Raw genomic sequence first — 22986 nt, 5'->3', positions numbered from 1 at the left:
TGGGTTTTTCTGGTACTAGTATTTGGTGGAGGTGGGGGGAATTGAACCCCCGTCCGCAAGCACTCCGCCACAAGCTCTACATGCTTATCCCGCGCTTTTGATTTAACTGTTGACTACCCGTCGGGCCAAGAGGATCAACAGCGATTTCGATTGGATTTAGCGATTCGGGCTCCGAACTAAGCCTTGGCGCGATCTTATGTAATATGATCCCTGAACGCTCCCTTACACCCCGAAGGATACTTAGGAACTCTGCACGCATAAGTACACACAGTCAGAGAAGTGGTGCAGGTTTTAAGCTGCTAAGGCCACTGAGTAGTTTTCGTCGTTTGCGAATACTTAGTTTCAGTAGGTTTTACGAGCTGTACTGTGCTCGGCATGCACCTGAGGTTTTGCTACCCACGTCGAAGCCATGTCACCCCCAAGAGATTTCATTTTAGCAAATCGCTAAAATAATTGTCAGTAATATGGGTTTGAAATCAATTATTTCAAGAACCCCATTTCCCACTCGCCTAAGCCAATCCGTCCTAGCGTTAAGTTGCTTTAGGTGACAGCTCGCGGCCTCTTGCGCTCAACACTGATCTACCCGCATTTTTATAAGTTGTCCCAGCCCATGCTATCCGCTATAAATCAACGAAAAACATAGCGCTCGGCCCTCGTCACTTCGCCAATAGGAGCAACTGCGTGCAATATAAAGATTATTACCAGATTCTCGGCGTCAATCGCGAGGCGGTGCTGGCGGACATCAAAAAAGCCTACCGCAAGTTGGCGCGCAAATATCATCCGGATATCTCCAAGGAACCGGATGCAGAGGCCCGCATGAAGGAGCTTAACGAAGCCTATGCGGTACTGTCCGACACGGAAAAACGCGCGGCTTACGATCAATTGGGACGCGGCTACCGGCCAGGACAGGAGTTTCATCCGCCGCCAAATTGGGATGCCGGCTTCGAGTTTTCCAGCACCGATACGGCCGATTTCGGCGATTTTTTCAGCCAGTTATTCGGGAAGATGGGCGCCGGCCGAGCGCGCGGCGGGCCGTTCGAAAGCCAAGCCGGCTTTCAAGCCCAAGGCGAGGATCATCACGCCAAAGTGCTGCTGGATATAGCCGACGCCTTTAACGGCGCCGCCCGGCAAATCAGCTTGCGGGTACCGCGCATGGATGCCGGCGGCCATGTCGGTTTGGATACCCGCACCTTGAACGTAAAAATTCCCAAGGGCGTGTACGAGGGCCAGATCATCCGTCTGGCCGGTCAGGGTGCGCCAGGCCTGGGCAAGGGCAAACCCGGCGACTTGTTGCTGGAAGTGCATTTCAATCCGCATCCGCGTTTGCGAGTAGACGGCAGCAATCTGCATATGAGCCTGCCGGTAACGCCTTGGGAAGCGGCGCTGGGGGCGATGGTACCGGTGAACTTATTCGATACCGGGTTGAAGGTGCGGATTCCGGAAGGCACCCAAAGCGGTCAGCAACTTAGGCTGCGCGGCAAGGGCATCCCCAGCGCGACGCCCGGCGATTTGCTGCTGGATATTCAAGTGGTATTGCCGCCGGCCAAATCGCAAAGAGCTAAAGAATTGTACGAAACCATGGCGCGCGAACTGGCTTTCGACCCACGCGCGAACCAAAGGAGTTAACGCATGCAAACACCAGAGAACTTGATCGACGCGGTTCTTGAGGACAGTGGCCTGACTTTGCAGCAATTGGCGACGCTCTGTGCGGTGGAACCGGAATGGATCGCCCGGCATGTCGAGGAAGGCTTGCTCGACCCGCTACCGCAACAGCATACCGAGTGGCGTTTTTCCAGCGCGCATCTGGTGCGGGTACGGCGCATCGTCAGTTTGGAACGCAATTTCGAAGCAGTGCCGGAGCTGGCCGCGTTGGTCGCGGACATGCAGGAAGAGATCGACGAATTGCGCCGCCGCCTGCGTCGGGCCGGCCTGGAGTAACCAAGAATGCAAGTCGCCGAATGGCATCGCCATCGCTGGCTTAACCGGCTGCAAACCATGCTGCTGATGCTGGCTTTATTGGCGATCTGCACCTTGGCCGGCAGCCTGCTATTCGGCGAACAAGGCATCTGGCTCGCCTTGGCGACCGGCGTGTTTGCACTGCTCTTCGAACCGGCTACAGCCTGGCGCTTGACGCTGCGTCTTTACCAAGCGCGGCCGATCTATCCGCAGGAAGCCCCGGCGCTCTGGCAAATCTTGCAAGTGTTAGCCGAGCGCGCTGAGCTACCGAGCATCCCGACGCCGTATTACATTCCCAGCCCGCTAATCAATGCGTTTGCAGTCGGCAGCCGCCAACAATCGGCCATCGCCCTGACTGATGGTTTATTCAAGCAACTTAACTCACGGGAACTGGCCGGGGTACTGGCGCACGAAATGGCGCATATCGCCAATAACGATTTGCGGGTGATGGGCTTGGCCGACGCGGTGAGCCGGATTACCGCATTGTTCGCGGCCACGGGGCAGATGTTTCTTATACTGGCTATCCCCTTGCTGCTGTTCGGCGGGGTCAACTTTCAAATCAATTGGCCGGGCTTGTTGCTGCTTTTATTTTCGCCGCATTTGGCCTTGTTGATGCAGTTGGGCTTATCCCGCATCCGCGAATACGATGCCGATCTGAATGCGGCGGCGCTGACCGGCGATCCATTAGGTTTAGCAACGGCCTTGGCGCGCATCGAACAAGTCGGCGGCAGCTGGTTGTCGATATTGCTGCCGGGCTGGGGCAACCCGGCACCCTCCTGGTTACGCACTCACCCACCGACCGCCGAACGCATCCGCCGCCTGCAAGCCCTCAGTCCCAGCCGGCCGCAAACGCTTTGGCAAGAACCGTTCATCGCGCCGGGTTACGGTAACCGGTTGGCTATCCGGCCGGCACGTTGGCGCATGGGCGGTTTGTGGCGATAATCGGTTATTCCTTGGGCGAATAAATTCGCCCCTACAATCCCATTCTCAAGCGCCGAGATTAATTTTATGAGCGAATCCTTACATTTAGTCTGCCCGCATTGCCAAGCAGTCAACCGGTTACCGGCTAACCGCCTGTCGCAAAGCCCCAAATGCGGGCAATGTCACCAAACATTGTTCAACGGCCATCCTTTGGCGTTGACTGCGAAAAGCTTTGAGATACATCTGGCCCGCAACGATATTCCGCTGCTGGTGGATTTTTGGGCGGATTGGTGCGGTCCGTGCAAAATGATGGCGCCGGCTTTTGCGCAGGCCACGCAACTGCTGGAACCGCGTGTTCGATTCGGCAAGATCGACACGGAAGCCGAGCAACAAATCAGCGCACGTTTCAACATTCGCAGCATTCCGACGCTGATTCTGTTCAAGGGCGGCCGAGAACTGGCTAGACAATCCGGCGCACTGAGCGCACAAGACATCGTGCGCTGGGTCAATAGCCAGTTATAACAAGGGCTCGGTTTGGCCTATCGCGGTGGGCAGATCGCCGGCAGCGTGCCGCTGCCACATGGTTTTATACAAAGCTTCCAAATGCCGGGTATAGGCCTTGATATCGAACAACGGCGTACTCAGGCGATTGTCGGCAAGCTTTTGTTTGAGCTCGCTTAAACGCGCCGGACTGGTTGCCAATTCCAGGGCTATGTCGTAATAGCTTTCCAAATCGGCGGCGATCAATTCCGGCAAGCCGATGGCATGCAATAAACTACCAGCCACCCGCGAGGCAAAGGTATCGCCCGCGCAAGTTACCAGCGGCACGCCAACCCATAAGGCATCGCTGGCGGTGGTATGGGCATTGTAGGGCTGGGTATCCAGCACCAGATCAGCCAGGGCCAATCGGCCCAAATGCTCGATCTGCGGCAGATCGTCGGCAAATATCAATCGATCCGGCGCGATGCCGCGTTGATAAGCCTCATTTCTGAGCCGGCCCTTGGCTTGCGAATTTTTCAGCAACCACAATACGCTGCCAGGCACGCTATACAGCAAGCGGCACCAAATATCGAATACTTCCGGCGTAATTTTGTAAGCCTGATTGAAACAGCAAAACACGAAACTGTGTGCGTCCAAGCCATGCTGTGCGCGTTTAGTAAGCTTGCCAATCTCAGCATGCCGGCCATGAGGTTGATAACTATCGGGCAGGTAAGCGAATGCCTCGCTGTAATCGGCCGCGCAGGCCGCCGGCGTCAGATACGGGTCGGTAATGATGTAATCGCAGAAGTCGCCGCCTAATGTGCCCGGATAACCCAGGTAATTGACCTGAATCGGCGCCGGCCGATAGCTCAATATTTCGGTGCGGGTGCCGCGGGTATAACCTTTTAAATCCACCAGAATGTCGACGCCGTCGTCATGGATAGCTTGAGCTGCCTCCGATAAAGACAGCGCTTGCAGGTCGACGAAGCGGTCAAAACTGCGGCAAAGCCGCTGGCGCATGTCCTTGCCGTCGTCCGCGCCGTAGGAATAGGCAAACACTTCGAAAAACTGCCGGTCGTGGGCTTCGAACAGCTCCGCCAGCAGAAAAGACGTGGCGTGATCATGAAAATCGCAAGACAAATACCCCAAGCGAATTTTGGGTTTGCTGACGGCATCATAGCTAAACCTCAGATCGGCTCGCTCACCGGCGCTGGCATCTATACGATCTTTCAACCAAAGGTCGGCGCTGAGCCGTTGTTCCGCCGCGCTCACGCCCGGTATCGACAACAAATGAAAAGGCGAAATAGTGTTGCTTTCCTCGGCCGCCAGGCTATCGCGCATTTTTTCGCGCCACTCCGCCAAACGCTCCCATTCGCAAAGGCTACGACTGCGATCATAGTGTTTCATCTCTTACCGCTCCGCCGCCATCCTGCCCCATATGCCCGCCAACATGCACGGGACCTGAGTCTCATGGTACTCCATATCCACCGACCAGCCCGATTTATCGGGCGCAACGACGAATCGCTACATCATCTGCAACAAAGACTTCACTGGAATGGCAAATTTTTGCCGGGCGATGTCGCCGACCACGCCGGTGTAACTGCGCTGCAAATACAAATCCACACCGCACACCCGGGCGATCATCGAGCAGCGGCCGCTGATCGCAAACTGTTCGCCTTGCAGCCGATACGTTAACGGCACGCAATCGGCGCGCAGTATTGGTCCGGCGACAATCAAATCGACGCGCTGGTCGAACATTTCGTATGTCAGGCTGTCCGGCAACAAATCCAGTTCCGCCAACAACACTCGCTCATCGTCGCCGATACAGCCGTAAATACTGCAATGGCAATGGCGTAAATCAGCCAATAGCAGCTCCGCCAGTTTTTGAGCATTCAGCAGTCCCGGCTGTTGCCGCCGCAATTTTTCCAGTCCGTGCATCTGTCTCATAAGCTTTGCCGATAGCGTCGAGGGGGGTTTGCCTTTAAAATGGCACGCTTACACTTGTTTGCAAACATGGCCGTGCGCCCCGGATATTTGATGACCGATTATAAATTAACCCATCTGAAACAGCTCGAAGCAGAAAGCATCCATATCATTCGCGAAGTGGCGGCGGAATTCGAAAAGCCGGTAATGCTGTATTCCATCGGCAAGGACTCGGCGGTGATGCTGCATCTGACCATGAAGGCATTTTTCCCCGGCAAACCGCCGTTTCCCCTGCTGCATGTCGACACTAACTGGAAATTCCGGGAGATGATCGAGTTCCGCGACCAGATGGTCAAAAAACTGGGGCTAGACTTACTGGTACACATCAATCCGGAGGGTCTGGAACAAGGCATAGGCCCGTTTACGCACGGCAGTAAAAAGCACACCGACGTGATGAAAACTGACGGACTGAAACAAGCCCTGAACAAATATCAGTTCGACGCAGCTTTCGGCGGCGCCCGCCGCGACGAGGAAAAATCCCGCGCCAAGGAACGCGTCTATTCGTTCCGCGACAAGAACCACCGCTGGGACCCCAAAAACCAGCGTCCTGAATTGTGGAACGTCTTTAACGGCAAGATCGACAAGGGCGAGTCTATCCGCGTCTTCCCGCTGTCCAACTGGACCGAGCTGGACATCTGGCAATACATTCACCTGGAAAACATTCCCATCGTGCCGTTGTACTTCGCCAAGGAACGCCCGGTGGTCAACAAAGACGGCATGCTGATCATGGTCGACGACGATCGGATGCCGATCGGCCCCGACGACAAAATCGAAATGAAAATGGTGCGTTTCCGCACGCTGGGCTGTTATCCACTGACCGGCGCAGTCGAATCCACCGCCACGACGCTCCCGGAAATCATCCAGGAAATGCTGCTGACCACCACCTCCGAACGCCAAGGCCGTTTGATCGACCACGACCAGGCAGGTTCTATGGAGCAGAAGAAGCGCGAGGGTTACTTTTAAAATTCGGCGGTCTGATGAATGTGAAAGTATTAACGGCGATGAGAAATTTATTTTTGGCTTTTATCTTGCTTTATTCGACCGACGGCTTGGCTGCGGTTTATAAATGCAGTGATGCTAACGGCCGCGTGACTTATTCCGATACAGCTTGCGACAGCAAAGCCAATCGCGAAACTGTCGAGTTGCAGCCACTTGCAGAAGTCAAAGCGCATGAGCCGTTTCTATCCAGAATGGCTAATAAATTCAAAAGCCTTTTCCAAAGCACATCTAACACAGAGCAAGCCAATTCAACCCCTGCGTCCAGCGCTTCGGCAAACAAATTCCTAAATACTCGATGTGACGGCCGTACCCGCTGTTCGCAAATGACTTCCTGCGAGGAAGCGACTTTTTTCATCAATCACTGCCCAAACACCGAAATGGATGGCGACAACGACGGCGTTCCCTGCGAAAGCCAGTGGTGTCGATAAATATTTGTGCCTTGAACCTTTTACCTTGAACCTAAAACCATGTCCCACCAATCCGACTTAATCAGTACCGACATCAACGCCTATCTGGCTCAACACGAACGCAAGGAATTACTGCGCTTTTTGACCTGCGGCAATGTCGACGACGGCAAGAGCACCCTGATCGGCCGCCTGCTGCACGATTCAAAAATGATTTACGAAGACCAACTGGCGGCGGTGCAAGCCGACAGCGTCAAGTCCGGCACCACCGGCGCCGGCAAGATCGATTTGGCTTTGCTGGTGGACGGCTTGCAAGCCGAGCGCGAACAAGGCATCACCATCGATGTGGCTTACCGTTACTTCTCGACCTCGACCCGCAAATTCATCATCGCTGACACGCCGGGCCACGAACAATACACCCGCAACATGGCGACCGGCGCTTCGACTTGCGATTTGGCGGTGATTTTGATCGACGCTCGTTACGGCGTGCAAACCCAGACCAAGCGCCACAGTTTCATTGCATCCTTGCTGGGCCTGAAGCACATCATCGTCGCCATCAATAAAATGGATTTGGTAGGTTATAGCGAAGAAACTTACCGCAAAATCCAGGACGACTATCTGGCCTTCGTGAAAACCTTGGAGTTGCACGACGTGCATTTCATCCCGATGTCGGCCTTGGACGGCGACAACGTGGTCAACCCCAGCGCCAATATGCCCTGGTTTACCGGCATGCCGATGATGGAATTGCTGAACAGCATCGAAATCGCCAGCGATCACAATTTCGACGACGCACGCTTCCCGGTGCAATACGTCAACCGTCCCAACCTGGATTTCCGCGGCTTCTGCGGCACTGTGGCATCCGGCGTGTTCCACAAGGGCGATGCAATCACCGCGCTGCCGTCAGGCAAAACCAGTAAGATCAAGTCCATCGTTACCTTCGACGGCGAGTTGGAACAAGCTTTTGCCTCAATGGCGATCACCTTGACGCTGGAAGACGAAATCGACATCAGCCGCGGCGACATCATCCTCGGTCAGCAGCAAGCTGCGCCCAGCATTGCCGACAAATTCAAAGCCACTATCGTCTGGATGACCGAGCAAGCCATGGTGCCCGGCCGCCAATATACGATCAAGCTGGCGACGCGTAGTGTGTCCGGCTCGGTATCGATGATTCATCACCGCATCGACGTCAACACGCTGGAACATCACGACGCCGACGAATTGAAACTCAACGAAATTGGCTCCTGCACCGTGGCGGTCAACGCGCCGGTGGTGTTCGACCCCTACAAGCGCAACAAAACCACCGGCTCGTTTATCGTCATCGACCGACTGACCAACGTCACGGTCGGCGCCGGCATGATCACCGGCGACGCCAGCGCCGAAGACTGGTCGCCGGTGTCTGCGGCCGAGCGGGCGATACGCTTTAGCCAAACCGCCAGCATCATTGCCTTGAGCGGCGCCAATGCCCAGCAAGTGGCTTATCAGCTGGAACGTAAACTGTTCGATACCGGCCATGCCACCACGGTATTGGAACAAGCGAACGATGCGCTGGCTAACGCGATCAAAAACGCCGGCTTGTTGTGTTTATGTCTCGATGAAAAACCGGCTGCCGCCGATCTGAGTTTCGATTGCGATCAATACAACGTCGATGAGATTTACGTTGCGTTGAAAAATCGGGAAGTGATTCATTAAATGGGGCTTACCGTCAGCTTGACGGTAAGCGGTATGAGGATTTTAGCGATTAAATGAGCGGAAACCTCGAATGCAGAGGTTTCCGCGTCAAGCTACAGTTGTTATTTCAATAGATCCAGCGCTTTCTCTGCGGCTTTTTCTTTAGCCTTACCTTTTACTACTCCGACCGCTTCGCCGGTTGATTTAGGCGCCGCATCGACTTTGCCTTTCAGATCCGTTGCCGCTTCCTTGCCGGCTTTCAAGGTTTCCACGCCTTGCTTGGCTTCCGCCGGCACCGCCTGCTCCACTTTTTGCTGCGCGGCGTCTTTCACCGCATCCTGCGCCTGATCCTTAACCACGCCAGGCGCTGCTTGTACAGCCTTTTTTGCCGCGCCCGCGGATTCGACAGCCTGAGCTGCCGTTGTCGCACCCGGCACCGCAGTCGGCACTGCCACAGTTGCGGCGCTGGTCGCGGCTTGCTTGGCAATACCGCCTAAAACAGGGCTTTCGGCGAAAGCGGAGCCAGAAATTAACAACAGTGAAGCCAAAAATACATTTTTGTGTTGCATGGTGAAACTCCTTAGTAATAGTTATTAACGCAGGGACAGAATACCCCAGCCAAACTTAACGGCTGATTAACACTATTACTGGCGTACCATACAAACACTCAATGCCCGGCAATCCGTTTTAGCGTGGAACTAACCAGTGATTCAGCGCGCGCCATGCCGTCGGCTTCGGCATAACAACGCAGTTCCGGCGCATTGCCGGAGGGGCGCAGATGGACGATTTCGCCGTTATCGAAAGTCAACCGCAAACCGTCGGTCAAATCTCGCCCAATCACCGTCCCCAGTTCGGTACTCCATAGGCTTCGATAAGCGCTGTCATCGCCTTGCAATCTATCCAATAGCGCCCGGCTGTTGGCGACCGGAAAATCCTGCAAGCGGTCGCTGGCTGTATAGCGTTTCGGCAAATCGCTTAATAAAGCCGACACCCTGCCGCCTTGCTGCCTTGCCATCGCCAATATCGCCAGAGCCGGCAGTACCGAGTCGCGGGTCGGCAACGCCGTCAAAACTTTACCGTTTACCGCCAAACCATTGCCGGCCAGAAAGCCGCCATTGGCTTCGAAGCCGGCTACGCCACCGCTTGAAACTTGCTCCATGCCGGCAATCACATACGGCGAACCGATACGGGTGCGAACTACCTGCTTGAACAATCCGGAAGCTTCGATAGCGGTATTGCAACTGACCGGCGTCACCACGGTATCGGCGCCCAGAAATTTAGCGCACAGCAAACCCACGATGTCGCCGCGCAGCCATTCGCCGGTTTCGTCGCCGATCAAGGGCCGGTCGCCGTCGCCGTCGGTGGAGATGATCGCATCCAGTTTATGTTCACGGGCCCAGGCTTGGCCGCGTTGACGATCGGCGTCGCTGACCGCTTCGGTATCGATAGGCACGAAGGTATCGGTGCGCTCCAAACCGATCACTTCCGCGCCCAGTTCGGACAAGATGTCTTTCAACACGTCGCGGGCGGCGCTGGAATGTTCGTACACACCAACTCGCCAGCCCTTCAGTAAATCGTCGGCAAACAAATCGGTATAGCGCTGTTGAAATTCCCGTAAAGCCTTGCCGTTAACGGCCGGCAAAGATTCGTCATTGGCAAGCGCTTGCACATCCACCACCGCGCCAGTCATCGCTACTTCATCGGCCTTGCTGATCTCGCCTTCTGCCCGATAAAACTTGATGCCGTTGCGGTCAAACGGAATATGGCTACCGGTGACCATGATGGCCGGTAAGCCATGCACCAAACCATACAGCGCCAATGCCGGCGTCGGCAACACCCCGCAAAACTCCACTTCGCAACCGGCCTGACGAATGCCCGCCGCGCAAGCCCGAGCGATCGCCGGACTGGACGGCCGTAAATCCATGCCCAGCGCAATTTTTTGACCGGGTCGCGCCAAAGCCAGCCCTTGCAGAAACGCCAAGGTGTAGGCGGCGCATACTTGATCGCTCATCTGGCCGACCAGGCCACGCGCACCGCTGGTGCCGAACGCCACGCCGCTATTGGCCATCATTTGTTGGGTATTGATTGTTGTCATGGGGATTTTCAGTTCCGAAGTTGAGAAATGGGGTGGCTGGCTGCCGTTTACGGCCGCTGGACTCGCTATGAGCCTATCGCAAAAATACAGTCCATCGCGTCAGGCCGACATGATAAATAAAAATACATGATCGAAATCAGGATTTTTCGGTGTCCGTCGCGTCTTAAATGCGCACATTAATGGCTGCCAGTCATTTGCCTGACAAAATCCTGCAAACTGCGGCCTTCGCCATCTTCAAAAAATTCCGTTTCCACCAGAATGCCCAGAATACGGTCCAGCCGGAAATTGCGAAAATCGTCGCGCAACTCACACCAGCCAACCAAGGACCAGACATTGCCCCAAAAATATAATCCCAGCGGCCGTATCCGCCGTTGACTTTGCTCGCCGTCGGCGCGTCGATAAGTCAAACGTAGCACGCGCTTGTCATCGATGGCTTTGCGGCAAATATCCAGGGTAATATCGATGTCTTCACGCGCGCCGAAACGCAGGGCAAACAGTTTGCTGCGCTCGATGTTATCTCGCAATTCTGCCGGGATCACTGCCGCAATCTTGTCCAACACCGATTGCGCCGAATGGCCCAGCTCGGTGCCGGCCCAGGTTTTTGCCATCCGCGCCCCGATCACCAATGCTTCCAGTTCGGCGGCGCTGAACATGATCGGCGGTATGTCTAACGAATGGCGCAGCATGTAACCGACGCCGGCCTCGCCTTCGATAGGAATTCCCGACAGGCTTAAAACCTGGATGTCCCGATAGATGGTGCGTTCGGAAACTTCCAAGCGCTCGGCCAAGGCCTTGGCCGTTACCAGCCGCTTGTTACGGAGGATTTGGACGATTTGAAACAGACGATCGGCTCGACGCATGGGCTGAGAATGGGCGGCCAAGCGCTTGGCCGCCGTCCTGGAAGGAATTAAGCTTGAGAATAGACGCCGACTCGATTGCCTTCGCTATCGAGAAACATCGCGAAATAGCCGCATTCGCCATCGTGAATCGGCGTTTTCGGCATCAACACGCTACCGCCGCTTGGCTCGACTTTGGCCAGCGCTTCGCTCAAATCGGCCCCGCCGTTGAAGTACACCACTGCGCCGGTCGCGTTGGGCTGGTAATGTTCGCCTAACACTAGCATACCGCTGACCGCGCCTTCCTCGGCTTCGAAGATTGCCAATTGATAAACGCCCATTTCCTCTTCCTTGAATGAGGCGTTGAAGACACTACGGTAAAAGTCCTGGGCGCGCGGCATATCGGTCACCGGCAATTCAAACCAAGTTGCTACATTGTTAATCATGATGCGTTTCCTCGTTGTCGTTAAAAGAGCCGTCATCCTAAAACAGCCCTACTGACAGCGTTATGTCAGCAATGTTTTCGCGTTAGCGCCGGCCGCCCAACAGCGAACCCAACACCCCGCGAATAATTTGCTTGCCCACTTCCTGGCCGATGCTGCGGGCGGCACTTTTGGCGGCCGCTTCCAATACGCTTTGGCCGCCGCTACGGCGCGAACGGGATTTGCCGGTAACACCGCCCAGCAATACCTCGCCCCAATTAAAACCGGAGCCTGAACCGCCGCTCTCGCCGGCGAGCTCGGGCGGCGCGGCTTTTTCGGCGCGGCCTTTCAAAATTTCGTAAGCCGATTCGCGATCAATCTGTTTTTCATAATGCCCGGCAATCACGGAGGTGCTGATCGATTCCTGGCGTTCGGCGTCGCTGGCCGGGCCGACTCGGGAACTCGGTGGCTTGATCATGGCCCGTTGCACCGGCATAGGCGTACCTTTTTCGTCAAGGAAAGACACCAAGGCTTCACCCACGCCCAGTTCGGTAATCGCGGTTTCTACATTCAGGCCTGGATTGGCCCGGAAGGTTTCCGCAGCCGCTTTCACGGCTTTCTGATCGCGCGGCGTGAAGGCGCGCAAAGCGTGCTGCACGCGGTTGCCAAGTTGTCCCAAAATCACGTCGGGAATATCCAGCGGGTTTTGACTGACAAAATACACGCCCACGCCCTTGGAACGAATCAAGCGCACCACTTGTTCGATTTTTTGCAGCAGCGCGGCCGGGGCGTCGTTAAATAGCAAATGCGCCTCGTCGAAGAAAAATACCAGTTTGGGTTTAGCCAAATCGCCGGCTTCCGGCAAATTTTCAAACAGCTCGGACAATAGCCACAGCAGCAAGGTGGCGTAGACGCGCGGCGAATTATAGAGGGCGTCGGCCGCCAGAATATTGATCACGCCCCGGCCGCCGTCGGTTTGCAGCAAGTCGTTGAAATCCAAAGCCGGCTCGCCGAACAGGTTCTCGCCGCCTTCGTGCTCCAGTTGTAACAAGCCGCGCTGGATCGCGCCGACGCTGGCCGCCGAGATGCTGCCGTATTCGCCGGACAGCTCCGAGGCATTTTCCGAAGCGTATTGCAGCAAGGCCCGCAGGTCTTTCAAGTCCAGCAACAGCCAGCCGTTGTCGTCGGCAATTTTGAAGGCGGCAGTCAGTACGCCGCTTTGCACCTCGTTCAAATCCAGCATTCGCGCCAGCAACAATGGTCCCATTTCCGACACGGTCGAACGCAAGGGGTGGCCTTTTTTACCGAGCACATCCCAAAATAACGTCGGCACCGCCGCATAGCTAGCGTCTATACCCAGCTCGGCCAGCCGCGCCTCGACTTTGGCATTGCCGCCTCCCGTCCTGCTGATGCCGGACAAATCGCCTTTCACATCGGCCATGAATACCGGCACGCCGATTTGCGAGAACGCTTCCGCCAGGGATTGCAGCGTGATGGTTTTACCGGTGCCGGTGGCGCCGGCGATCAAGCCGTGGCGATTGGCCATGGCTGGCAATAGGCAAAGTTCGGTGTTGGCGGATTTGGCGATCAGCAAGGGTTCGGTCATGGGAGCTTCCAGAAAAATCGACAGCGATAAAATGTCGCAACCATATCATGCCCGAGTTGCCTCGGTATACGCCCTAGGGCTTATTGTTGCAGCAGCCTGACGACATCGGCTTCCAGCTCCGGATAATTGCCGAACCGGCAAGCGGCCAGCAAGCCGGCTTTATCGACCAGAATATAAGAAGGCGTGCCTTGCAATTGAAAGCGCTCGAAGGTTTCGGCCTGATATTCCTGCGCTTGCAGATATTGTTGCACTTGCCGCCGCACCTGCTGTTGGCGTGGCTCCGCTTGCTGCTCGAAATCGTTCAAGCGCTGGCTGATGAAGGCATCTATTTCGTTTTCGATGCTGCCGAATTCGCGCTTGGTCAATCTATCCATCGCCACCGGAAAGTCGATGCGATACAGCAATTTGCCGTCGCACAGCAAGCGCCTCTTGTTCAGCGCCTTCCAGGTTTCGCCGACTACCTCGCCGGTTTCGACCAGGCGTTTCAGATTTTCCAGATTGTTTTTATCGAAATCCTCGAATGCGGTAGCCAGGCCTAGTACCGCTAAACCGCTGTCGGCGTAACGCTGGTTTAGCGCCAGCACTTGCGGTAAGCAATACAAAAAACAGCCGGGGCAATTGACTTGAAACACCGCCACCAAGACCACTCGGCCGAGCAAGGCCTCGAAATTGGTGGGCTGGCCTTGCACCCATGCCGATACCGACAACGGCGGCACTTTCTGACCGATCTTGACTGTTGCCATGACACTCTCCCCGGACAAAGTTAATTAAGCAAACACCCGCCGGTGCCTACCCCGCTTGGTTACAGGCTTCCGACGCTGCTGAATTCGCGACCGCACGAACGACAAATGGTATTCATCAGCGCATGTTAACGACCCGCTTAGCGACTTTGAGCACTAACGCCAGCAGTTGCCGAATCACAACGCCGGAAGCTAATCTCTAAAATTATTGAATTGCAGCGGTTGTTCCAAATCTTCCGTGCGCAACATTTGGATCACTTCCTGCAAATCGTCACGTTTTTTACCGGTCACCCGCACCTTATCGCCGTTGATCGCGGCCTGCACTTTTAGTTTCTTGTCTTTAATCAACTTGACGATTTTTTTTGCCAGATCGGTGCCGACGCCCTGCTTCAAGGTGATGGTTTGCTGGGCAGTCTTGCCGGTGTCCTGAATCTTGCCGCTCTCCAGGCTGGAAATATCGATACCGCGCTTGCCCATTTTCGAATACAAAATCGGCAGCATTTGTTGCAATTGAAAGGTCGATTCGGCTTTCATGACGATGCTGTCGTCCTGCTCTTCGAAACAGGCGTTGGAGCCCTTGAAATCGAAACGGGTGGAGACTTCTTTATTGGCTTGGTCCACGGCATTGGTCACTTCGTGGCTGTCAAGTTCTGAAACGATGTCGAATGATGGCATAGCATTGATTTACAAGTATAAAAGGTGGGTAACTATAACGGCCTCGGCAGCATTATTCAACTGCGATATCGGCAAACCCACGGCGACTCGCGCCAGACAAACCGCACTTGTCGGGCATCGGTTAAGCGGGTATCTTAAGCCCAGGACTACGGAGATATGCATGCAAACACCGACTATTTTCAGCCGGGCGCTAGTCGCCGGCCTTACCTTGCTGAGTTGCGCCGCACTAACTGGCTGCGGCCAGGACCAAGCGAAATCGAGCGTCCCCAGCAAAACCGCGGCCACACAAACGCTACGGGCTACCTCACTGCTGGGCGCGGTCAGCAACAACGCCGGGCCGATCAAAACCGGCAGCGTCAAATTGCTTTCGGAAAGCGGCGCAGTGCTGGCCAGCACCGAACTCAACAACAGCCCACGCTATGAAGTCCCGGTGCCGTCCGGCACGACGCTACCGGTGATTTTGAGTTATTCGCCCAGCGCAAACGCCGCTAAAGACGAAACATTGATCAGCGCGATCGTCCATCCCGACACCAGCAAATACGACATCAACCCGACCACCACCGCCATCGCCAAGCAAGCCAAGGCCATGGGCGGCTACACCCATAACAATATGGTGCGGGCCGCCGAAAATACCGCGCATGTGCCGGATGCCAATAAAACCACGTCCGGTTTCCGCGGCGATCCGACCTCTCAATATGGCGGCTGGCACTAGTCTCTCTACTTACGCCAATTCCGTTAAGTTAAGGCGCTTCCCCCTCCGAAAAAGTACCTGCGGGACATAAAGGGGATCGAGGAGATTTATTTAGAAAATCTCCCCGGCCCCTCTTTTTAAAAGGGGGGAATTAACAACGCCAAAGCTTAACTAAATGACATTGCCCCTTCTCTGCCGGCATGGAAGCCGGCAAGCCTGCGATTGTCGGACTTGCGACAAATTCACCCCAATTCGTATGGTTGTTGCCGAAACATCGCTGGCTAAAACATCCTCGCAACCCTTGTGGTTAAAGGCTTGCCGCACTATCCGCCAGAATTGGATTAATTTTTGCATTAGCAAATGCATTACTTTTCATCCACATGGGGCGCAATATGTCGAGCACTGTTTTTTCCGAAATTTTAAGCGGCTTGTACGATAACCAAGTCATTCCTTATCTGGGGCCTGGGGTACTGTTCGACGCTCAAAACAAGCTGACACACGAAGCGATGCCGGCCGACAGCGACAGCCTGATTCTGGCGATGAACGGCGGCAAACCGATGGCGCCGAAACTGATGTACGAATTTCCACGCGCGGCCATGAATCAAGAACTGAAACGCGGCCGCAATTTTCTCGGCCAGTTTTTGGACAAGTTATACGGCGACACTCAATATACCCGCGCTTCGCTACACGACTGGCTACAGGAATGGCGGCCCAAATACGTCATCGACATTAACCGCGACACCCAGTTGCAAGAAAGTTATGCCGATGAAGAACACACGCTGATCGTCGGCGTGGCGCGTATCGTCGCCACCGCCTTTCGTTTCAAAATCTTTCATTACGACGGCAGCAGCTATTTCGAGATTCCGCAGGAACAAGTCGATAGAAACCTGCCGATCCTGTTTAAACCGATGGGCACCCCCAAACCGGAATCCAACTATATTGCTTCCGACGCCGATTACGTCGATTACATCACCGAGCTGATGGGCGGTTTTGCGATTCCGGATTTCTTAAAAGAATACCGCAAGGGCAAAAAATACCTGTTGTTGGGCCTGCCTTTAAATCGCGACTCCGAACGCATGGTGATGAGCGACATTGTCTACGGCGCCGCCGAACATAAAGGCTGGTTCTTAAGAAAAAATCCCACTGATAAAGAAAAACGCTTCAGTGAAAAAATGGGGTTTGAATTGATCAACGCCGACTGCAAGGACTTCCTGCAATCGGTACAAGACTCGGCCGTTGCCGCTTAAGGCTATCCGAACCTGGCGCCAACGATGCCGTCTTAGGTTTTAAATTTAGGGTGGACAGTGCTTTTCTGGCCGCCCTATTGATTTTGATAGTCTCTTAGTCAGCCCGAGTTTAAGCGAGCCCAATATTCTAAGGCAGCCTGCCTGGTAAATATTCAATGGCCCCAGGCATTAAAAACACGCGATTTTAACCGGCCGACATTTTTGATTTTATCGAATACTTGAAAAATAACTTATCGTTTTTATTTTTACAAAACATTCTCTTTTAACCTAGTCATATTTTTAAATGGTGGTTTTTATGGCCAAAAATCTTACAGAATTACATGCAGTATTGTCCCAAATGGAAAGTGCTTTGAAAAATATCAGCGAAATGGATGCGGAAATACTTGAATTCATTGATTCGCAGCATCCGGACCTGTTGAATGATCAAAAAATGATTCAGGTGTTTAAAAATGTCGGCGATGCCGAAGATGAACTACAGCGTCAGTTAAATTTCTTACGCAAGCGCTTGACGGCTGGCATACCCGAGTTTGACAAAATTTGCGAATTAACTGCTTAAACAAAATCAGCTTTTCGGCAACGCGTATTCTTTTTAAAAGCAACTATCGGAGACAATATATTTTTGCTTTACGATAGTTGCAAAATATGAATACCCTGCACTAAGGCTCCGGGAACCCGCCCTGTGCCAACAGTTTCTTTGTTTATTTTAAACCAAATTTACCGCCTGTATTTGCGCCAAGTAACTCAAAAGCATTTCCTGAAAACCCTATCTCACGATCGAAGTCCCCTTGATCTGTGCATACACGGCCATACCGGGCTGGAGATTCAGCAACATCGCCGATTTTTCGGTGATATGCGCCAATAAAATCTCGCCGCCCACCGCCAATTGCACCACAGTTTGGCCTTGGCCCATATCGCTAATCTCCCTAATGGTGGCCGGCAGGATATTCAGGATACTGGAGGCTTCCGGCGGTTGCAGGGTGATGCTGACATCGCTGGCAAAAATCCTTATTCTGACCGGACTGCCGATCGGCAACTCCAGATACGGCAAGCTGAGGCTACCGCCGGCGAACTCGGCGTGACTGAGGTGATATTCCGCTTCGTGGCTGACCAGCCTACCCTGCCAGACGCTGGCAGCCTGCCGGTCCAATGCCAGCGGCCCGTCCAAGCGGGTCAACGTCTCCACCAACGGCCCGCAGACCACGACTTTTCCGCCCGCCATCACCAACAGATGATCCGCCAGTTGATTGACCTCTTGCAGCGAGTGGGTGACATACAGGATCGGTATTTGCAGGCTTTGGTGCAAGCCGATCAGGTACGGCAAAAACTCCTGCTTGCGCTGTTCGTCCAGCGACGCCATCGGTTCGTCCATCAACAACACATCCGGACTGGCGGCCAGCGCCCTGGCAATGGCTACTCGCTGCCGCTCGCCGCCGGAGAGCCTGGCCGGCAAACGTTGCAGCAAGGGCGCAATCGCCAGCAATTCGATGGCCTGATCCAACGAAAATGCCCGGTCCTTGCCACGTAAGCGCCGCACCGCATAGTCCAGATTACCGCGTACCGTCAGATGCGGGAACAGATTGGCTTCCTGAAACACATAGCCTAGGTTGCGTTGATGGGCGGGCAAGAAAAAATCGTTCTCGCTGTCTTGCCAGAGCGTCTCGCCAATTTTCAAGAAGCCCTGCGGCGGCCGTTCCAAACCAGCGATACAGCGCAACAAAGTGGTCTTGCCGGAACCGGAATGGCCGAACAGAACAGTCACGCCGCTGGCCGGCAGATTTAAATCGACATGCAAATCGAATTGGCCGTAAGCCAAGCGAAAGCGGGCCTGAATGCGTTGAACCTGGGCCATGGTCATTTCAAGGATTGGGTCAGCGTTTGAGTTTGTTGGCTGTTGTACAGCAGCAATAACACCAAGAAGGAAAAGATCAGTAATCCGCCGGCTAACCAATGCGCTTGGCCGTATTCCAAGGCTTCGACATGGTTATAGATTTGCACCGATACCACACGGGTTTTATCAGGAATATTGCCGCCGACCATCAACACCACGCCGAACTCGCCGACGGTATGCGTAAAACCCAAGACCGCAGCCGTTAAAAAACCCGGTTTGGCCAGGGGCAACACCACGCTGAAAAAGCGATCCAGCGGCCCGGCACCCAAGGTGGCGGCTGCTTCCAAGGGCGCTTCGCCCATTGCGACGAAAGCATTCTGCAAAGGCTGCACCACAAATGGCAAAGAATACAGCACCGACGCCACCACCAAACCGCCGAAACTGAATGGCAAGGTACCGATGCCCAACCACTGGGTGAATTTACCCACCAGCCCGGCCGGCCCCATCAAGACCAACAAATAAAAACCCAACACCGTTGGCGGCAATACCAAGGGCAGCGCCACCACGCTATTGATCACGCCTTTCCAGCGCGAGCGGCTACGCGCCAGCTTCCAGGCCAGCGGCGTACCCAGTAACAACAGCAGCACGGTAGCCAGCCCGGCAACCCGGAAGGTCAGAAATAAGGTAGCCAGATCGGCGGCGTTTAGCATGGATAGCCTTCAAGAATCGACAAGGGAATCGCCGGGACGCGAAACATCCCGCCTATTCTCGCTAAACAGCCGGGTGGAATGCCAGAAAAATACGCTTTGAAGAGGAAAAACAGCGATGAAAGAATGTGGGTGCGAACCAATCCACACCCGTATAACTCTCGTTTGACGGCAATAGCGCCGAATTGACCGGACGCCGGATTATCTGCCCAGCCGATTTTCCACCTTGGCGGCCACCAATGAATCATAATGGCGCTGCAGCATGGAATCGGTTGGCCTAGGAAACAAGGTCGCTTCGATCTCACTTTGCAATTGCGTCAAAAAATGCCGTTTGAGGATGGAGTCCTCGGGCAAGCTAAGCCCAGCATCGCCTGCTGCGGATTTTCTTGCGCCGCTGGACTTTCTCGACTTTGAATAAGCCGATAGCATGCAACCCAAAGGCGCAAAGGCGCAGGCTGCGACAATCAACATAATCAATCCTACCAGTAGAACTTCACTCATATCATCACCTTAATGACATTGCCAAAAAATCAGCGACAGGCATTGGCTCTCGCCCGCCGCCCGCTTGAAAATCCCAATGGTTTTCAAGCGCTTATTAGCAATATAGATGCCATCAAGATAATGACTGGCGAAACCAGGAAATAAGGGCTTTATCGGCGCCGATACCGGCGCTTATCGCACCGATTTAGGACAGTTATCCAACAATAGCGCAACATTGTGGGACATCTGACAACCGCGCGCTTACTCGCCGTCGGCTAATTTCCTGACGATCTGCGGCTTAAAACACAGTTGCAGCAATAACAGATTTTGAAAACGATGAATCAGCCAGAAGCTAACCAGCAAGAACAGTAATGCGATTTCCGGCAACCAGTCGGCGGCGATGTCGGCTGGCAGATAAGATTCGGCCAGCCCGACACCGGCCAACATTATCAGCAAGGGCAGTAAATACAACAATACCGAGGTTAACAGCAAGTGGGCATCCTCTATCGCCACCATCACCCGGTCGCCGGGCTGCAAAGCCAGCTCGCTGTCTACCGCAAATTCGCGTTTTGGCAGGATTTTCGCCAAGGTCGCAGTGCCGCAGGACTGCTGTTGCATACAGCCGCCGCAAGCACTGCTTTGCAGGCTTTTGATCCAGGTCTGGCCGTCGCCAACCCTGGTCACCACCGCCGCTTCTTCGATCATGGGCCGCGATTTATGCCCAAGCCGGGCTAATCGCCGCCAGCCAGTCTTTCAAACGCGCTTCACTGAGGTCTTTTTGGTTATCTTCGTCCAGCGCCAAGCCGACAAATTGATCGCCGAGCAAAGCTTTGGATTTTTTAAAGGTGTAACCGGCGCTGCTAGTCATGCCGACGATGTTGGCGCCAGCATCGGCGAAAGCGTCGTACAAAAAGCCCAAGGCATCGACAAAATGGCCCGGATAACCTTCCTGATCGCCCAATCCGTAAAGGGCAACGGTTTTACCGGAAAAGTCCGCGCCGGCCAACGTCGGCAGAAACTCTTCCCAGCTCTCGTTATCGTGTCCGGCGCTCATGCCGGGCAATTCGCCTTCGCCATAAGTCGGCGAACCCAGAATCAATACGTCGTAAGCCAATAAATCGTCAACGGAGGCTTTGTTGATATTGACCGGTTTGTCGGCCGCATCGCCCAATTGCGTGGCGATCGTCTTGGCGACTTTGCGGGTGGCGCCGGTATCGGTTCCGAAAAAAATGCCTACTTTTGCCATGATGATGTCTCCTTGTGAGCTAATTAGATTTGAATTTGTAGCAAGCCCGGATTGGCCGGTGCTTGTTGCGCCTGCCACTCTGCGGCGGTATAGGTTTTCAGGGTGACCGCGTGCAAACGGCCGGAGGCCAGCGGTTCGCTCAAGGTCGCCATCACGCCTTGATGCTGCTTGATCATCGCTTGGTCGGCGAACAAATCGCTGACCACGCTGATGTTCAAATCGCAGCCTTGGCCTTCGATACCGATGGTCGCGCCAGGATAAACGGCCAGAATCAGCGCTTCCACTTCCGAGTGGGTGATGGTCTGGCTGGCTTCGGCGCTGTCCGCTGGCTTCACGGCAGCCTGTAGCATTGGCAGCAGGCTGCCATCGTTGTACATCGCTTCGACAATGTCGGCTCCGCCGACCAATTCGCCCTTGATGAACACTTGCGGAAACGTCGGCCATTTCGATATGGACGGTAATTTCTCGCGAATGAACGGCGATTGCAAGACATTGACATACCCGTAAGGGACCTTGGTTTCGTTCAAGATAGCGACGGTCTTGGCGGAAAATCCGCACTCCGGGGCGCTAGGCACGCCTTTCATATAAATCAGCACCGGGTTTTCGGCGAGTTGTTGCAGGATTTTTTCTTTAACGCTCATAGTGTTTCTCGATTAACTAAAATTTTTCGGGGCGAACCATCGTCACACGATTTCGGTATTACTCTCCGCCAGCCAGCTTTTGCAATTCGTCCGTTTCACCCGGCTTGTCCTTTTCCACGACTTGGATATCGGCCTCACCGCGGATCACTTCGGCGTTGACAATGCAGCGCTCGACATCGGGCCGTGAAGGCAAGTCGAACATGGTCCGGCGCAGCACATGCTCCATGATGCCGCGCAAACCGCGAGCGCCGGTGTTGCGGGCGATGGCTTTCTCGGCAATTTCCACCAAGGCATCCTGGGTAAACTCCAGCTCGACTTCGTCGAAGGCGAACAAATGCTGGTACTGTTTGACCAAGGCATTTTTCGGCTCGGTCAACACCTGAATCAGGGCATCGACATCCAACGGCTCCAGCGGCGCCAGTACCGGGAAACGACCGATGAACTCCGGGATCAAACCGAAACGTTTCAAATCGTCCGGCTGGGTGGCATTTAACATCGCTTCCAGTGTGGGCTTGTCGTCGGGATTGCTGACTTCCGCATGAAAACCGATAGCAGTTTTCGGCGGCAACAAGCGTTTTTCGACATGTTTTTCCAAGCCAGGGAACGCGCCGCCGGCGATGAACAAAATATTGCTGGTATCGACCATCACCGAGTCGTTGCCGCTGTGATCCTTGCGCCTGCCCTTAGCCGAGACCTTGACTTGCGAGCCTTCCACCAGCCTCAACAGTGCCTGCTGCACGCCTTCGCCGGAGACATCGCGAGTGCCAAACGCTTGTTCCGGACTGCGGGCGATCTTGTCCACCTCATCGATATAAACGATGCCCCACTCGGCCTTGCTGATCTGGCCGTCGGCCACGTCCAGCAAACGCACCAGGATATTTTCCACGTCGTCGCCGACATACCCGGCCTGGGTCAGCGTGGTGGCATCGGCTACCGCAAACGGCACGCCGACGATTTTTGCCAGGGTGCTGGCCAACAAGGTTTTACCGGTGCCGGACGGACCTATCATCAAAATATTGGATTTGCCGATTTCGACGCTCTGATCGGATTCGCCCAAGCCGCCGGTTTTACGGCTGACGTTTTTCAGGCGTTTGTAATGGTTGTAAACCGCCACCGCCAGGATTTCCTTGGCCAAATCCTGGCCGATCACATACTGATCAAGCATGGCTTTCATTTCGGCGGGCTTGGGCAACGGCCCCTGCATATCAGCCAATTCCTTTTTCTTGCCCCAGCTGGAGACCACTTGGCTGGCCAGCATCACACAGGCTTCGCAAATATAGCCTTCGGTGCCCGCGATCATCGGCACCGATGCCGACGCTTCGATACCGCAAAACGAACAATGTTTGGGTTCTTTTACCATG

At 54.6% G+C, this 22986-nt stretch carries 26 protein-coding genes and 1 other RNA gene; 10 read left to right on the top strand and 17 right to left on the bottom strand.

The features are described from left to right. Positions 1–23: 23 nt before the first annotated feature. Positions 24–420, bottom strand: a transfer-messenger RNA (tmRNA) gene (gene ssrA, locus QZJ86_RS03815). A gap of 261 nt (positions 421–681) precedes the next feature. Between ssrA and QZJ86_RS03810 the strand changes: the two genes are divergently transcribed. From QZJ86_RS03810 to trxC, 4 genes are all read left to right on the top strand, one after another. Continuing rightward, the gene (locus tag QZJ86_RS03810) at positions 682–1626 is read left to right on the top strand and encodes a DnaJ C-terminal domain-containing protein (RefSeq protein WP_301936560.1); all 945 of its coding nucleotides are present in this window, start codon (positions 682–684) and stop codon (positions 1624–1626) included. Between the two features lie 3 nt (positions 1627–1629). Further along, positions 1630–1938, top strand: coding sequence for a chaperone modulator CbpM (locus tag QZJ86_RS03805; RefSeq protein WP_301936558.1), 309 nt, complete (start codon positions 1630–1632; stop codon positions 1936–1938). Positions 1939–1944: 6 nt separating this feature from the next. Further along, entirely contained in the window at positions 1945–2898 is a 954-nt protein-coding gene (locus tag QZJ86_RS03800) for a zinc metalloprotease HtpX (RefSeq protein WP_301936556.1), read from the top strand. A gap of 66 nt (positions 2899–2964) precedes the next feature. After that, the gene (trxC, locus tag QZJ86_RS03795; protein WP_301936554.1) at positions 2965–3399 is read left to right on the top strand and encodes a thioredoxin TrxC; all 435 of its coding nucleotides are present in this window, start codon (positions 2965–2967) and stop codon (positions 3397–3399) included. On the opposite strand, the gene QZJ86_RS03790 is transcribed toward trxC, so the two are convergent. Beyond that, the gene (locus QZJ86_RS03790) at positions 3394–4764 is read right to left on the bottom strand and encodes an O-linked N-acetylglucosamine transferase, SPINDLY family protein (RefSeq protein ID WP_301936552.1); all 1371 of its coding nucleotides are present in this window, start codon (positions 4762–4764) and stop codon (positions 3394–3396) included. The genes trxC and QZJ86_RS03790 overlap by 6 nt on opposite strands. A gap of 117 nt (positions 4765–4881) precedes the next feature. Then, positions 4882–5304: a hypothetical protein gene (locus tag QZJ86_RS03785; protein ID WP_301936551.1), complete on the bottom strand. Its 423-nt coding sequence runs from the start codon at positions 5302–5304 to the stop codon at positions 4882–4884. A 90-nt stretch (positions 5305–5394) separates the two neighbouring features. Between QZJ86_RS03785 and cysD the strand changes: the two genes are divergently transcribed. Genes cysD through cysN form a run of 3 tightly spaced genes read left to right on the top strand, consistent with a single transcriptional unit; the run spans position 5395 to position 8432 of the window. Beyond that, positions 5395–6303, top strand: a complete 909-nt coding sequence (cysD, locus tag QZJ86_RS03780; protein WP_301936550.1) for a sulfate adenylyltransferase subunit CysD — start codon at positions 5395–5397, stop codon at positions 6301–6303. Positions 6304–6317: 14 nt separating this feature from the next. Beyond that, the gene (locus QZJ86_RS03775) at positions 6318–6767 is read left to right on the top strand and encodes a DUF4124 domain-containing protein (RefSeq protein ID WP_301936549.1); all 450 of its coding nucleotides are present in this window, start codon (positions 6318–6320) and stop codon (positions 6765–6767) included. A gap of 39 nt (positions 6768–6806) precedes the next feature. Continuing rightward, positions 6807–8432 carry a sulfate adenylyltransferase subunit CysN gene (gene cysN / locus QZJ86_RS03770; protein ID WP_301936548.1) on the top strand — a complete coding sequence of 542 codons (1626 nt, stop codon included), beginning with the start codon at positions 6807–6809 and terminating at the stop codon, positions 8430–8432. Positions 8433–8533: 101 nt separating this feature from the next. Here the strand turns inward: cysN and QZJ86_RS03765 are convergent, their stop codons facing one another. From QZJ86_RS03765 to QZJ86_RS03735, 7 genes are all read right to left on the bottom strand, one after another. Beyond that, complete coding sequence (locus tag QZJ86_RS03765; protein WP_301936546.1) at positions 8534–8980, bottom strand: hypothetical protein; 447 nt, start codon at positions 8978–8980, stop codon at positions 8534–8536. 98 nt (positions 8981–9078) lie between these two features. Next, on the bottom strand, positions 9079–10506 hold the full coding sequence (locus tag QZJ86_RS03760; RefSeq protein ID WP_301936544.1) for a phosphomannomutase: 1428 nt from the start codon (positions 10504–10506) through the stop codon (positions 9079–9081). 176 nt (positions 10507–10682) lie between these two features. Beyond that, complete coding sequence (locus QZJ86_RS03755) at positions 10683–11366, bottom strand: helix-turn-helix transcriptional regulator (protein WP_301936543.1); 684 nt, start codon at positions 11364–11366, stop codon at positions 10683–10685. A gap of 47 nt (positions 11367–11413) precedes the next feature. Continuing rightward, positions 11414–11788, bottom strand: coding sequence for a VOC family protein (locus QZJ86_RS03750; protein ID WP_301936541.1), 375 nt, complete (start codon positions 11786–11788; stop codon positions 11414–11416). Positions 11789–11870: 82 nt separating this feature from the next. Beyond that, the gene (locus QZJ86_RS03745; protein ID WP_301936539.1) at positions 11871–13370 is read right to left on the bottom strand and encodes a helicase HerA-like domain-containing protein; all 1500 of its coding nucleotides are present in this window, start codon (positions 13368–13370) and stop codon (positions 11871–11873) included. An 80-nt stretch (positions 13371–13450) separates the two neighbouring features. Further along, the gene (locus QZJ86_RS03740) at positions 13451–14113 is read right to left on the bottom strand and encodes a thioredoxin domain-containing protein (protein ID WP_301936537.1); all 663 of its coding nucleotides are present in this window, start codon (positions 14111–14113) and stop codon (positions 13451–13453) included. Between the two features lie 189 nt (positions 14114–14302). Further along, entirely contained in the window at positions 14303–14785 is a 483-nt protein-coding gene (locus QZJ86_RS03735; RefSeq protein WP_301936536.1) for a YajQ family cyclic di-GMP-binding protein, read from the bottom strand. 160 nt (positions 14786–14945) lie between these two features. On the opposite strand from QZJ86_RS03735, the gene QZJ86_RS03730 reads away from it, so the two are divergent. The 3 genes from QZJ86_RS03730 to QZJ86_RS03720 all read left to right on the top strand — a co-directional run bounded on the left by QZJ86_RS03730 (position 14946) and on the right by QZJ86_RS03720 (position 17279). After that, positions 14946–15497, top strand: a complete 552-nt coding sequence (locus QZJ86_RS03730) for a hypothetical protein (protein ID WP_301936534.1) — start codon at positions 14946–14948, stop codon at positions 15495–15497. A gap of 371 nt (positions 15498–15868) precedes the next feature. Next, on the top strand, positions 15869–16723 hold the full coding sequence (locus tag QZJ86_RS03725; protein ID WP_301936532.1) for an SIR2 family protein: 855 nt from the start codon (positions 15869–15871) through the stop codon (positions 16721–16723). 295 nt (positions 16724–17018) lie between these two features. Beyond that, positions 17019–17279: a hypothetical protein gene (locus QZJ86_RS03720; protein ID WP_301936530.1), complete on the top strand. Its 261-nt coding sequence runs from the start codon at positions 17019–17021 to the stop codon at positions 17277–17279. Positions 17280–17486: 207 nt separating this feature from the next. On the opposite strand, the gene modC is transcribed toward QZJ86_RS03720, so the two are convergent. From modC to clpX, 7 genes are all read right to left on the bottom strand, one after another. After that, positions 17487–18578: a molybdenum ABC transporter ATP-binding protein gene (modC, locus tag QZJ86_RS03715; RefSeq protein ID WP_301936528.1), complete on the bottom strand. Its 1092-nt coding sequence runs from the start codon at positions 18576–18578 to the stop codon at positions 17487–17489. Continuing rightward, the gene (gene modB, locus QZJ86_RS03710) at positions 18575–19261 is read right to left on the bottom strand and encodes a molybdate ABC transporter permease subunit (RefSeq protein WP_301936526.1); all 687 of its coding nucleotides are present in this window, start codon (positions 19259–19261) and stop codon (positions 18575–18577) included. The genes modC and modB overlap by 4 nt, the downstream gene beginning before the upstream one ends. 198 nt (positions 19262–19459) lie before the next feature. Further along, entirely contained in the window at positions 19460–19759 is a 300-nt protein-coding gene (locus QZJ86_RS03705) for a hypothetical protein (protein WP_301936524.1), read from the bottom strand. A 240-nt stretch (positions 19760–19999) separates the two neighbouring features. Continuing rightward, positions 20000–20443 (bottom strand): SoxR reducing system RseC family protein, encoded by a 444-nt coding sequence (locus tag QZJ86_RS03700; protein WP_301936523.1) that lies wholly within the window; start codon positions 20441–20443, stop codon positions 20000–20002. A 10-nt stretch (positions 20444–20453) separates the two neighbouring features. Continuing rightward, a complete protein-coding gene (locus tag QZJ86_RS03695) occupies positions 20454–20984 on the bottom strand; it encodes a flavodoxin (RefSeq protein ID WP_301936522.1) in 531 nt (176 codons plus the stop codon). 23 nt (positions 20985–21007) lie between these two features. Next, on the bottom strand, positions 21008–21625 hold the full coding sequence (grxD, locus tag QZJ86_RS03690; protein WP_301936521.1) for a Grx4 family monothiol glutaredoxin: 618 nt from the start codon (positions 21623–21625) through the stop codon (positions 21008–21010). A 58-nt stretch (positions 21626–21683) separates the two neighbouring features. Beyond that, a complete protein-coding gene (gene clpX / locus QZJ86_RS03685) occupies positions 21684–22985 on the bottom strand; it encodes an ATP-dependent Clp protease ATP-binding subunit ClpX (protein WP_301936520.1) in 1302 nt (433 codons plus the stop codon). Between the last annotated feature and the right edge of the window lies 1 nt (position 22986).

This window comes from Methylomonas montana (assembly GCF_030490285.1).
Classification (GTDB): Bacteria; Pseudomonadota; Gammaproteobacteria; order Methylococcales; family Methylomonadaceae; genus Methylomonas; species Methylomonas montana.
This window is presented reverse-complemented; position numbering and strand designations above follow the sequence as displayed.